The 13,771-nt window shown below is 41.1% G+C and carries 9 protein-coding genes; 6 read left to right on the plus strand and 3 right to left on the minus strand.

The genetic code is table 11. The features are described from left to right. Positions 1-4 precede the first annotated feature (4 nt). Positions 5-2,941, plus strand: a complete 2,937-nt coding sequence (locus WA1_RS48530; protein WP_017742376.1) for a HEAT repeat domain-containing protein — start codon at positions 5-7, stop codon at positions 2,939-2,941. A gap of 15 nt (positions 2,942-2,956) precedes the next feature. On the opposite strand, the gene WA1_RS59095 is transcribed toward WA1_RS48530, so the two are convergent. Then, positions 2,957-4,867, minus strand: coding sequence for a GUN4 domain-containing protein (locus WA1_RS59095; protein WP_017742375.1), 1,911 nt, complete (start codon positions 4,865-4,867; stop codon positions 2,957-2,959). A gap of 385 nt (positions 4,868-5,252) precedes the next feature. Between WA1_RS59095 and WA1_RS48540 the strand changes: the two genes are divergently transcribed. The 5 genes from WA1_RS48540 (at position 5,253) to WA1_RS48560 (ending at position 11,719) form a co-directional block, all read left to right on the plus strand. After that, complete coding sequence (locus WA1_RS48540) at positions 5,253-6,053, plus strand: SDR family NAD(P)-dependent oxidoreductase (RefSeq protein ID WP_017742374.1); 801 nt, start codon at positions 5,253-5,255, stop codon at positions 6,051-6,053. 710 nt (positions 6,054-6,763) lie between these two features. Further along, on the plus strand, positions 6,764-8,356 hold the full coding sequence (locus tag WA1_RS48545; RefSeq protein WP_017742373.1) for an alkaline phosphatase D family protein: 1,593 nt from the start codon (positions 6,764-6,766) through the stop codon (positions 8,354-8,356). A 693-nt stretch (positions 8,357-9,049) separates the two neighbouring features. Continuing rightward, on the plus strand, positions 9,050-9,505 hold the full coding sequence (locus WA1_RS48550) for a hypothetical protein (protein WP_017742372.1): 456 nt from the start codon (positions 9,050-9,052) through the stop codon (positions 9,503-9,505). After that, positions 9,456-10,157 (plus strand): hypothetical protein, encoded by a 702-nt coding sequence (locus WA1_RS48555; protein WP_026134539.1) that lies wholly within the window; start codon positions 9,456-9,458, stop codon positions 10,155-10,157. The genes WA1_RS48550 and WA1_RS48555 overlap by 50 nt, the downstream gene beginning before the upstream one ends. A gap of 884 nt (positions 10,158-11,041) precedes the next feature. Beyond that, on the plus strand, positions 11,042-11,719 hold the full coding sequence (locus tag WA1_RS48560) for a PAS domain-containing protein (protein WP_017742370.1): 678 nt from the start codon (positions 11,042-11,044) through the stop codon (positions 11,717-11,719). A gap of 471 nt (positions 11,720-12,190) precedes the next feature. Here the strand turns inward: WA1_RS48560 and WA1_RS48565 are convergent, their stop codons facing one another. Beyond that, a complete protein-coding gene (locus WA1_RS48565) occupies positions 12,191-13,105 on the minus strand; it encodes a glycine betaine ABC transporter substrate-binding protein (protein WP_017742369.1) in 915 nt (304 codons plus the stop codon). Between the two features lie 32 nt (positions 13,106-13,137). After that, complete coding sequence (locus WA1_RS48570) at positions 13,138-13,716, minus strand: ABC transporter permease (protein WP_272819391.1); 579 nt, start codon at positions 13,714-13,716, stop codon at positions 13,138-13,140. Between the last annotated feature and the right edge of the window lie 55 nt (positions 13,717-13,771).

Consider the following 13,771-nt stretch of genomic DNA (forward strand, 5'->3'; position numbering starts at 1 on the left):
ATAGATGCTTAAATGCGTAATACAAAACCTACTTTTAGCGCTTAAAAGCAGTTTTATTGCGTATGTTCCTTTATCGATACTCCTAGTTTGTTATCCGGGGTGGACTCGAACTCCGGAGGCAGAGGTAAAATACCATGTCCAGCAACTAGTAGAAGAGAACACGGCTCCAGTTGATCGCGTCAATGCTGCCTCTGCTTTAGGCAATCCAACCTTAGGCGATAAGGTTGCTGTCACAGCCCTCATCAAAGCCCTGAAGCAAGATCCTGAAGCAGCCGTTCGCATTAGTGCCACTGCTGCATTACAGCACAGAAGTTTGACTAAGGATCGCGATTCCCTTCTCACGCTTGTTGAATCAGCAGTTCCTGCACTGATTAGTACTTTAGATAAACAGCAAGAATTTAGATCGGATGTTCGTGCAAGAGCAGCTGATGCTTTAGGAAAAATTATCTGGCAGGCGCGACAACACGCTGGCTTGCAAGAACAAGATGAGCCGATTGGACGCGTTGTCTCTGCTCTCCTCAGCACCTTAAAAGACAAAACTCAGGAGGTACAAGTTCGTGCTAGAGCAGCATATGCACTAGGATGGATGGGATCTTCTGCCAAAATAAGCGTTTCTACTCTCATTGATGTCTTAGACGATGAGAAGGAAAATGATATTCTTCGTGCAAGAGCTGCCGATTCCCTTGGTCATTCTGAGTTGAATGCAGTGTCTGATAGTCGTGCTGTTCTCGCTCTTATCAAAGCTCTAGCAAAGAAAAATGAAGTAGGTCTTCGTGCGAGTGCCGTTTCTGCTTTGGGAACTATTAAAGCAGACAGGGAACTTGCTGTTCCGGCTCTCATTACAGTTTTAAAAGAGGATACTGAAGCACAAGTTCGAGAAAGAGCAGTATATGCGTTAGGAGGTTTTGGGAACGATACTAGATCTACTTCTGCTCTTATAAATGTATTAAAGGACGAGACACAAGAGGAAGGCATACGTGCAACCGCTGCGTCTGCCTTGAGAGTAATGGCTTCAAACTTCCAAACAACTCTCCCATTAGATGCTATCTCAGTTCTAGTCAACGCATTAAAGAATGGGAGTTCAGAAATTCGAGCAAATGCTGCTTATGCCCTGGAATCGACCCATAGTTCAGATGCGAGGACTGTTGTTCCGGCTTTGATCGATCTTCTCAAGGACAAGAAGAAACAGGTTCAGGTAAATGCTCACTATGCATTAGAACAAGTGGTTTTAAGATTTCAGAACGAAGGCAAAACTGCTCCGCTCTCAAAGTTAGATCGATTTATATTGGATGCGGAGAAGTCCTCTAAAGCTATGAGAGAAGCTGGTTTTTCCACCGCAACAGTTGATCGTTCCCTTGAAAGCCTCAGACTACAACGGCAATCTCGTATACTAGACAGAGTGTTAGAATGGTTGTATAAAAATCCTTGGAGCTTAGGGCTAGCGTTCTACTTTGTGAGTTTACCATTGCTTTGGGGCATTATTTTTTGGTTACGCCCACTCTGGCTGCTAAAAATCAATAAAGCCTTTGTTCCACTCCTCAGTGTTGAAGTACCTAGTCCGATTGTTGGTGCGTTTAAGATAACACTTCAGACCGTTCCTTATATTACGTTTTTTGCGTTTTTTCGTTACCGACATCGGGTGCTAGATGCATGGGTCACAAAATATCTTGAACCTACCCAAGCAGCTTTTCAGAAAAAAGATACCGTCCGCTCTCACATTACTCGTATTCCCATCCCGCTTAATCTAGACGAGCAAACGATTTCTAATCTGACGAGTCAAGATTTGCGATCGACATTCTCTAGAAATCCAAGTTATATTCTCATTTGGGGGGAAGGGGGATCGGGAAAAACGAGTCTGGCTTGCCAACTGGCGTGGTGGGCAATATCGAGCGAAAAGACCAAACGTCTTTGTCGCCACCCCATGATACCAGTATTGATTGAGTTTGACATTGATTTAGATGTTGCAGCAAGCGAACAACCATTTATCCGATCTATATCTAGACAGCTTTATAGCTTAATCGGTAAAGCTGAGCCGATTCCGAAAGAATTGCTCGAACATTTGCTTCGGCAACGCCGTGTATTAGTCATTGTGGATCGTTTGTCTGAGATGAGTGAAGACACACAAAAGAAAATCAAGTTTGGCGATCCGGACTTTCCTGTGAATGCTTTAATTGTCACATCTCGGATTAAGGAAGTATTCAACGTTGAACCTAAGACTACAATTGAACCTCAACGCCTTAAGAGCGCTTCGCTGTCCGTATTTATAGATAGCTACCTAAAACTACAAAAAAAGCGGAACAGTTTTAGCGATGTAGATTATTTTGAAGCCTGTCGTCGCTTATCACAAATGATTGGTCAGCGCAATATTACGGTTTTACTTGCCAAATTATACGCAGATCAGATGATTGTTACTAAGAACAATCAATCAGACAGATCTTTGCCTGTAACTGACAATATTCCTGATTTGATGCTCAGCTATTTGAACGCGGTGAATCGTAGTATGGAAGGAACAAGCAAGCTAGACAATCGCACGGTTCACCGTGATATGGGAGTAATTGCTTGGAATTGTCTGAAGGACACCTATCAACCAAGACCAGCTGACTACGATACTGTACTAGCCTCGTTAGGCGATAATGCCGAAACCCATCTCCAGTATCTTGAAAAACGACTTCGTCTCGTTAAAATACTCGAACCGACTCAGGATAAAGTTCAAATAGTGCTCGATCCCCTGGCTGAATATCTTGCTGGGCTATACGTATTAAACTATTACGGTAATGATGAAGAAAAATGGCATAACTTCCTAGAAACGGTAGACTTGATGAAGAATAGGCAGGCGCTTATCAAAGGTTTCTTACTAGCAGTACAAGACTGTTGTATCGCTAAAGGCATGGACGCAAAAACTCCTAGTTTCGTACTAGATGAGCTTAAAAAGCGAATTTAGAGTCGAAAGTTCAGACTATAGGTTACACTTTGCAAGTCTCAATGCGAGAGAAGAGGAGACCACTCCCGTAGAGGACAAGGATACGACCCAAAAACCGCACCAAAACCCGCCAGGAAGGTGTCCACGGGGAACTTTTACGGTATCAAATGTAACTTCTCCATATCCAATCCAGCTTTCTTCCACTCTCCATCCCACGCGATCGCCAAATTTTTCCCAGGCTTCTTTATAGTAGTTGCCGTCGGGTAACCCCCCGACTTCAAGATAAATTTGTTTTTGAATGCTGAAGCCAAAGCGTCCTGAGCTATATTTTACCCATAAGCGATCTATGGTGCGGAGGTCTGTACAAGGAAAGTTCAAAAGTTCTTCATCTCTAATCCAATCACCTTCAGAGCGACCAACAGCTTGGAGCATCACCAAATAGGTTTCATAGTCTGCTTCTTTCCACTGTCCTGCTTTTAGGAAATTTCGGAGTTTGGTATAGTCTATACCCTTTTCACTACTTAGGGCATCATCTGAATCTTCAGTTACAACGGTACTTCGAGTTTCAATAACTTCACTTGAGGGTGGGTTACAATCCTGTCCGCGAGCATTGGGGGAATCATTCAACTGTTTTTTATCCAACAACTTGGGAGTCAGTTCTTCTGCAATCCCCTGAATCTGAATCAGTGTGCAACCAAGTTCATATGCAAATTCAATCGATTCTCCAGCACCTAAAGCATCGTAAAAACCAACTGCGAATTCAATGGCTGCTTTATCTCCAACTGCTTGCCTCATACCAATAACATAATCAATATGTTGAGCTATTGCCTTAGCTTGAATCTCTGAATAACAAGCATTAAGCACTACACATTTGACGCGGTTGCCAAATAGCTTAAATAGTCTAGCTAGAGCCAAAGCGTCTACTAGCTTTGCTTGTCCTGTTTCATCCTCGAAAATCAGACCGTCAAGTCCTGCTCCATGTCCAGAAAAGTGAACGATATTTGGTTTGAAATCTAAAATAGAGCGGTGAATATCTCTAGAACGGACAGCTAATGCTGACTTGATTTCAAATTGCTCGCGTTGTCTAGCCCGTTGTAACCCTTGTTCAATTTCACGCAACTCTTCGTCTAGACGCAACTGACTAGTACCTTTTGGATTTGCTGCCAAAATCAAGATTTTCTGCAAATGGTTAATTGGCTCTAAACGGGTATTAAGTGTTGAGGCTGTGGAAGTAGATTGCTGTTGTCGTCGTCTTGAGGCTTCTTCCTGTTCTCGTTGTCGTTGCAATCTCTGTACTTCTTGTTGTTCAGCTTCTTTTTCCAAAAGAGCTATATCCTCATGTTTAAGCTGATAGTGTTCTTGCAGTTTCTTCAAATCAGCTTTAGCCTTTTCTAAGAGCGGATATCCTTGTTCATCTACCCACTTGGTAAAGACTTGCCTATATTTATCCAAATTTTCTTTATATATCCCAAAAGGTTCTAATATTTTGTCTCGGACTGCACGAACTTCTTCTTCGGTTAATTTTAGTTTTTTTTGTAAATCCTTTAATATTTCCGATTCCCCAAAAGAAATCTCTCCATCTTCTGCAAATGCCTCAACCTGCTTGTGATATTTATCTATGGCATCTTCCTTATTGCTGTAATGTGAAGGGATGTTTAGTGACTTAACAGAAGGTATCTCCGGAGTCAACAATTCTTGAGCAATGGTTGCTAACTGAGAGTTCCCAGGGTTTTCTTCGTATGCAGCGCGAACTAGGTCAACAAGCCATCCTTGAGCTTGTGCCGTTTTTATCAATTGGTATACAACGCTTTGTAAGTTACTATCTAGAGTAATTTGGTTTAGTTTTTTATCTAGATCGAAATCTAACAATTGTTCCAACAATGACCTTTCGGGAAAAGCACTGATTAGGGCATCTCTTAATTGTTTGCGCTGCAGGGGAGTCATCATTATATTTTTTTATAAATATACGTTCGTAATGCACTACTGGAACTCAGAACTGGGTGTTGGCAAATTAACAACGTATAATGCCCCTTGTAACGAGCTTTTGACTCTCCCCAGTGACCTAACCAACTCTTGCGTTGCCTATTGAGAGCTAAAGACAAGCTTTAGTTTTTGGCAAGCCTACACCTACTCCGCTTCGGAGAGGTTTAGGTAGTTGACTCTCTGACCGTACAGCAATGTGTTGAGTCAATGACAACTAACTATATTATTATGTACTCTCGGATTTAGAATTTGTACCGCAAGACAGAGAAAAGTCAGCCGAGATAACTTGCTTTGTGACCATTTTGCAGTTAAAAGCATCTCTGAGTTATGATATAACTTTACATCAAAAATGTCTTTTATTCAAAAAATAAAAAATGCTAATGCATTGATTGTAGGAGCAAGCCAAGGTATCGGTTTTGGTTTTGTAAAAACATTACTGCAAGATGATAGAATTGCCAAAATTTATGCAACCTATCGTCAACCAGATTCTGCTTCTGAGTTGTTAACTTTAGCAGACAAATACTGCGATAAGCCGGGTACAGCTTGTGCCAAGGGCGATCGCTTAACTTGTCTGTCAATGGATATTACTGATGAATCACAGATTGCTGACGTTGTCCAAAAGATCCGCACAGAAGTACAGCAACTTCATCTAGTCATTAATTGTGTGGGTATGTTGCATGAATCTTCTCTAGAACCAGAAAAAAGTTTACGACAAATTAATCCAGAACACTTAATGCGCTACTTCCAAGTTAACAGTATTGGCTCGGTTTTACTCGCCAAACATCTATTACCCTTATTCCGTCACAAAGAGCGTAGTGTTTTTGCTAGTATTTCAGCCAAAGTCGGTAGTATAGGTGATAATCAACTTGGAGGATGGTATGGTTATCGAGCCTCGAAAGCGGCTCTTAATATGTTCTTGCGAACAGTGGCGATTGAGTATGGAAGAACTAGTCCCAAAACCATAGTTGTCACCTTACATCCCGGTACAACAGATACTCGTCTTTCCAAACCGTTTCAAGCAAACGTACCACCTGAAAAATTGTTTTCCGTTGAGCGGACAGTCACTCAGTTACTGAGTGTTATTGAGCAACTTGAAGAAGACGATAGCGGAAAGTTTTTTTCTTGGGATGGTAGCCAATTGCCTTGGTAGCAGTAACCAGTAACCAGTGACCAGTGACCAGTGAGCAGTAACTAGTGACTAGTCAGATTACTCTCCGAATTCTTGAGACTTGCGTTTTTCTGTTTCTGCCCACACCCAAGCCATAAAAAGTAAAACGAGCAGTGGGCAGAGACTAACTATTGCGATCGTAATGACTAACAACATTGATAGAAATTTTCAGGATAGTAGACTACCAAGAGGAATGAATTTGTTAACTTTTGACCAAGAACGTGAATATCTTGATTGGTTTAGTTTGTAGTATGCATTAAATGCTTATACTAAAGTTAAGGTAGCAGAAAAAAAAGTTTAACGAAAGTTTTTTTGGAGAAATTACGCAAACAAGACAATTGTTTTATAATTCTTCATAATTATTTTACAAAGTAAAAAAAAATACGTATGTATTTGTGTGTTTCATTGTATTTTTTTAAATTTAAAGGTTTAAAAAAATTGCTAAAGAGTAATATAAGGTACTTCCTTAAAAAGAAATTACTTATATATTGCGATTTTAATAAATTTTGTTAGAGACAAGTGAGTGGGATGATTGACAACTGAATCCCCCATTAGTTAACTTTCAAAGTGTTAAAGAACGCAATCACTTTCTTTTCTATATCTGCGGTAGATTCGTTCCAAAAATCCGGTTTCTTTGAGAGACAACTAACAACTAACAACTAACAACTAACAACTAACACCCTTCTATATTTATGAAATCCAATTCTCCACTAAAGCTCAACCGTCGCCAGTTTTTGATAAGTTCAGCTATGACAAGTGGTGGAATCATAGCCACGGATCTTCTATCAAAATCACAAGTTTTTGCCCAAGCACCTGCCATCATCAAATCAGACCGTCCTACTATCCCTTATGGTGTAGCAAGTGGTGATATCAGTGGCAATAAAGCTGTCATCTGGAGTCGCAGCGACAAACCGGCAAAGCTGATTGTGGAATACAGTCTAGATGAATCTCTCCGAAATGCACAACGTGTTGTTGGACCCAATGCTTTAGAAGTCAGCGATTATACGGCACGGGTTTATCTTAAGAACTTACCATCAGATCAAAAGATATACTATCGGGTACTTTTCCAAGATTTAGATGATACCAGCAAAGAAAGCGAACCTGCGATCGGATCTTTCCGAACTTCTCCTACTTATAAAGGTCAACGAGATATCTTTTTTGCATGGTCGGGGGATACTGCCGGTCAAGGATGGGGTATTAATCCAGACTTTGGTGGTATGAAGATTTACGAAACCATGCGGAAGCTCAATCCAGACTTTTTCATTCATTCCGGTGACACTATTTATGCCGATGGTCCAATCCAATCAGAAGTCAAATTGGATGATGGTAGCATCTGGAAAAACATTACAACTCCGGAAAAGTCAAAAGTTGCTGAAACTCTAGAGGAGTTTCGAGGTAACTACATTTACAACTTATTGGATAATAACGTCCGACGTTTTAACGCTGAGGTTCCTATATTAGCCCAGTGGGATGACCACGAGACAACCAACAACTGGTATCCGGGTGAAATTCTTAATGACAATCGCTACACCGTCAAAGATGTTTCTTTGTTAGCAAGACGAGCAAATCAAGCTTTCTTGGAATATTTCCCCATTGACATCAATGGTAAAGACCCAAGCAGAATTTACCGCTCGTTCAATTATGGTCCTTCACTGGAAATTTTCATGATCGATAAGCGCAGCTACCGGGGACCCAATACACCAAATCGTCAAACAGAACAAAGCGCAGAAACAGCATTTTTAGGCAACGCCCAGGTGCGCTGGTTAAAAAACCAATTGCGGAAATCGACAGCAACCTGGAAAATTATTGCTAGTGATATGCCAATTGGGTTATTGGTTCCAGATGGTCCTACCGACTTTGAAAATTTAGCGAACGGAGATGGTCCTGCTTTGGGGCGGGAACTCGAACTTGCCGATTTACTGAGCTTTATCCATCGCAGTGACATTAAGAACGTCGTGTGGTTAACAGCTGATGTACATTACGCAGCAGCCCACTACTACGACCCCACTCAAGCACAGTTTACCGACTTTAAACCTTTTTGGGAGTTTGTTGCAGGTCCTCTTAACTCTGGTACTTTTGGACCAAATCGACTTGAGAATACCTTTGGTCCGCAGTTAAAATTCCTGAGTATTCCTACAGATTTACCAGCAAATCGACCCCCAAGTGATGGTTTCCAGTTCTTCGGAACTGTGAAAATTAACAGTAATACAGAAGTGATGACAGTGGCATTGCTGAATCTAGAGGGCAAAACTCTTTACAGCACGGATTTGTCGCCGGAAAAGTAAAGCGCCCCAACGGGCGGTTTCGGAAAAAATAATTACCCAAATATTGTGGAGTGGGCATCCTTGCCCCTCCGTTGAACAATTCCCAACAAATCCATTGAGTTCTCGCGTCTTTTCAACTATCGACTATCCAACTCAGTGGTTTGGCCTTATAATAAGTGCCTAAGGGCTAAAGTATAACCCCACAAATTCTGTTAATTCAGTTTTAAGGCTAGCTGCAAACTATAACAGCTAGCTAGCGGGATGCTTTGTCTTTAACTCGAGAACAACTCCTCAGGGGGCATCTACCTTTTTTTGTTTTCTCTTTTATATTTAATAGCAATTATTCGCCCTACTTAATACTAACGTTTGTCATTTTTTTCTGTCAAGAATTCATTCAAAATTGACGTAAGATTAATAGTTAGTAATTTAATTCCTATTTCTACAATTTAGGTCAAATGCGGGAAAATAAAGACAAGCGTGATATCAGCCGTCTACGGAATGGCAAACAGAGGAGTACGTGAACTGGAGCAATGAGCGAGAAGATCGAAGCAATTCGGTCTGCTGACTCCACCATGACTCAGCACGGAATATGGATTCTGTGTTTGTCGAGGCAAACAATACCCCGTTTGGAGTGCTCAAATGAGCAGTAATTTTGGCCAATTTGTCCAGAATTCTGCCAAAATCTTCCGAAATAACGTTACCCAGTAACATGACATGACTGACAAAAGGCGTTCTGTTGATTACAAACAAGTCAGCGGCTATGTTCTCCTAGATATAGCGCGGGAATTCAAAAGCGTTTGTGCTCGTGAGGGAATTTCCCAAAGTGATGCAATAGAAGAGATGCTTTGTGAGTGGCTGGCTAAACGAACTGCTTCCAACTTCTCAACACCCGAACAAACCTATTTCCCAAGAACGATTGCGGAGTTGGTTCGAGTCAATATGACAAAACTGAGGCACCTTGGAATCAAAAACTTGCAAGCGCTTGCCAAAGGGGAAGTACTACCCACACCTGGGGACTTCGCCATTATCACGTCTACTTTGGGCATTCCCGAGCAAGAACGTAAGATGATTTGGCAACAAACTTTTAAGTGCTTACATGACAATTCTGGAGGTGTAATAGATGAGTATGAGTGTTCTGAAAGTCATCAATCAACCAGGTTGGAACTATAAGCTGTCTTCTGAAGGAGTTTCTATCCTTGCCCCTACAAAGCAAGATGCAACTCGTCTTGCTCAAACTTATGGGGATGTTTTGACTGAAACCGCAGCAAAAATTAAGGGGAAAGTGCGAATAGCATGGAAACGCTGCAAGCATCCCATTGAGTTTTACGGGTGGATGGGGTTTCAAAAAATGCCTGTATCTGCTAAAACTAGCGATAAGCCGGGTACGGCTTGCGCCAAGGGCGAACGCATTTTCCCTGGAGAAACAGTTTTTTGCAGCCAGTTGTACTTACCGACAGCATTGTTGTATCGAATGATTGCAGCATCTGAAAATCAGCGTCCAGTCAGTATTGTCAGACAAGATAACAACCAGCAAATCATTGTTAACCAAGCAATGTCTGATATGTTGCAGTCTTTTCCAAAGATTGCCACTCAAAGGGTGATGACCCGATTTTGGCTACCGGAAGATTTAGCAGAACTGCAACGGCGCTTACGCAATGAGAGCCGATTTATTTGGACTTACTGCGGTGGACTCAACGAACAAACTTGGGCAATCCTTACAACTGAGTTCGAGGCTTTTGAAGTTGAGGGAATCTGGTACAGACAGGGAACCTGTTTGACCACTCCTCAACCTGTGCCGATCCCACCAGGGTCTTTTCAGTGACCAGTGACCAGTGACCAGTGACCAGCAATTAGCCCCCTGCATTTATTTATAAAAAAAATTTATTATTCAAATCCCCTACTTTTAAGTATGAGGATCAATTGTTCACTGGTTTGAGGTGTCAGAACCCCGGTTTCTTCAAGAAACCGGGGTTCTAATTTCGTCACGAATTACTGGTCACTGGTCACTGGTTACTGGTCACTGGTTACTGGTTACTGGTCACTGGTCACTGATAACATTTTTACTTTTGTATAAAATTCTAAACATTTGTAATCACTTACAGAAAAGTATCACAGGAAACAATTCTTAACAGTAACTCTCTAAATTCTATAAAAAAAAACACATAATTTTTGGATATTAATTGACTATTATTAAATAATAGACATCATTACAAAACCAAAATGCTTAACTCCTTAACAGGCTTGTTAAGGAGTTAGGTTGGGTACTGACTACCAACATTGAACGGTGGTCAGCAACCAAGCTGCAAAAATCGGTAATTTTAGAGCGGGAGGGGAGTAACAGTAATACTGCTCGGTTGGTAATGCTCAACCTACTAAGACCCCCTCTGCCTCCCTTAAAAAGGGGATTTGCTACCCCGGTTTCATAAGGCAGGGGCATGGGGGATCAAGTCTTAACCGAGAAGTATTAGGACTAACAGCTTAAAAAAACTGTTAATTAAGTTTGCGCTATAAATTAATGGTGCTGTAAATAATACACTCATTAATGGCGGGATTTTTGTTTGTTTAACACTATTTATTCCTCAGCTTGCTGGGCAGTGATTTAATCCAAAATCCAAAATCCAAAATCTAAAATCCAAAATCCAAAATTGCTATAACTTGGCAACAAAATTTTCATCACTTCATATGATAAATCAGAAGGTGTGAGAGATGAGCACGTGTGTTCTTAGAGTTCTCAATCAAGCAGGGTGGAACTATAAATTGTCCTACCAAGGGGTTTCTATCCATGCCCCTACAAAACAAGATGCCATATATCTTGCTCAAAACTATGGGGATGCTTTGTCGGAAACGGCAGCAAAAATTAAGGGGAAAGTAAAAATAGGGTGGAAACGTTGCAAACACCCAATTGAGTTTTTTGGATGGATGGTCGATCAAACACCACCTCCACCAGCTGAGACTGCTGAGAGTCTCTTACCAACAGGTTCAGTTTTTTGCAGTCAGTTGCACTTGCCAATGGAATTGTTGTATCGAATAATTGCAGCAGCTGAAAACGAGCGTCCGGTCAGTATTGTCAGACACGATAATCAGAAGCAAATTATTGTCAATCAAGCAATGTCTAATTTGCTACAAACTCCGCCGGAAATTGCCACTCAAAGAGTCATGACTCGATTTTGGCTACCTGATGACTTGGCAGAACTAGAGCAACGATTGCGGAGTGAAAGCCGATTTACTTGGACTTATTCTGGTGGACTCAATGAACAAACTTGGGCAATCCTTACAACCGAGTTTGAGGCTTTTGAAGTAGAGGGGATTTGGTACAGACAAGGAACCTGCTTGACCAGCCCTCAGATTGTACCCATTCCTGTCGGGGCTTTTGCTCCAGCTTGAGTCAGTGACCAGTGGCCAGTGACCAGTGACCAGTGACCAGTGACCAGTTATTAGTCACATTAATCAAAAAGAGGGCAAAAAACCCGGTTTCTCTCTGTCAGAAAACTCGATATCTCGTTGGCTCAACTTGAAGAAACCGGGTTTTTGGTATTACTGTACTGGTGCTCTAGTCACTGTTAATGATTTTTTAAATGAATTCTTGACACGACAAAATGACAAGCGCTAAGATAAGCAAGTAGGGCAATATGCCATACATTGAAAAAAAAACCCCATCTACAGATGAGGCTAGCTGATATTTGTGCACTATAGGGTATTTTACTGTGATTAAAATACTCCGGTGTGTCTTATTAGAAAAACAAATTTAAAATGAAATAATGTTACAAGATATTAATGAAGTAATGTAAAGAGCAAGGATTTATAGCAAGTCTTGTTGCTTACCAGATCTAAAACATAGAATTTGTAGCTGTACAATCAAAACCTATCTGCACGGGTTAACTGTATTGACTTGCGGAATTCTTGCACGACTTCTTTCATATCCCGTAACTCACCCTCAACAAGGTCATTCATTTGCCGCATTTCATCGGCTGAGATTTTACCAACAAGTTCGGCGATCGCTTTCTCCAATTCTGGATACTTTTGTAATGTTTCCGAACGAACTATGGGAGTTGCTTCATAAGGTGGAAAATACTGCTTGTCATCTTTCAGCACCACTAAACCCAAGCGAGCAATTTGTCCATCTGTTGAATTGCCATTCACCATATCTACTTGCTTTTGCAATAGCGATCGATATATCAATCCTAAATCCATGATGCGAGGAGATTTGGCAAAGCGCAAACCATAGGTTTTCGCCAACCCAGGAAAACCATCTTCCCGTTCCATAAATTCATAACTAAAACCCCCACGCCATTGAGGTGTATACCGAGCAGCATCAGACAGAGTTTGAATATTGAAACGTTTGGCATCTTCACCGCGTATAGTCATGGCAAAAGTATTTTCAAAGCCCAAAGAACCCATAACTTCTAAATTAAACTGTTGGGCATAAGCTTGTTTCAATCGTTGAAAAACAATTTTTGGATCGCTAATTGTTTTTTGTTTTAAAATACCAGTAAAAGCCGTACCTGTATATTCAACATAAGCATCAATTTTACCAGCAGTAATAGCTTGATGAGTCACAAAAGAACTTGTGAAGCGACGGCGATCAACCTTTAAATTAGTGTTTGCTTCAATTTGTTGTGCCAAAAGTTCACTTAAAATATCCTGTTCCGTAAAGCCTTTAGAAGCAACAACAATATCACCTCCACTCCCCCCTATATTCCTAGAGTTACAACTAGCAACTCCCAAAACCAAAGCAAAAGTTAAAAGAAAAAAGACTAAAAATTTTTTCACTACTCTCCTTTCCCCCTCTAGAGTTAACCCGGTCACTGGTCACTGGTCACTGTTAATTTTTTCTCTAACCAACCAAGAGCAAAGTCAGCGAGTAAAGCAATAATTGCCGCAGGAATCGCACCTGCTAAAATTAACTGATTGTTGACAACTGCAATTCCTCGAAAAATTAGCTCTCCCAATCCACTTGCACCAATTGCAGTGGCAATAGTTGCGATTCCAATGGCAATGACTGTTGCAACACGGACTCCTGCTAAAATCACACTGACTGCCAAGGGAATCTCTACCTGTAATAATAATTCTTTATCTGTCATTCCCATGCCACGACCTGCTTCTGTGATGGCAGGATCGATACCAACAATGCCAGTGTATGTGTTGCGGATAATAGGTAATAAAGAATATAAACTTAAAGCGACAATAGCAGGATTCTGTCCTATTCCACCAACCACAGGCACGGGAATAAGCAAGCCAAACAGCGCTAAACTAGGAACAGTTTGCAGAATATTTGCGATGCCGAGAATTGGTTGACGAAGATTTTGTTGGCGGCTAGTTAATATGCCTAATGGAATACCTATGATAGTAGCAATACTAATAGAAATTGCCACTAGAAGCAAGTGTTAAAGAGTGCGTTCTAGAATCTCTTGAGCATATTTTATCAAGAAGAAGTTG

It is taken from the genome of Scytonema hofmannii PCC 7110 (assembly GCF_000346485.2).
GTDB lineage: Bacteria > Cyanobacteriota > Cyanobacteriia > Cyanobacteriales > Nostocaceae > Scytonema > Scytonema hofmannii.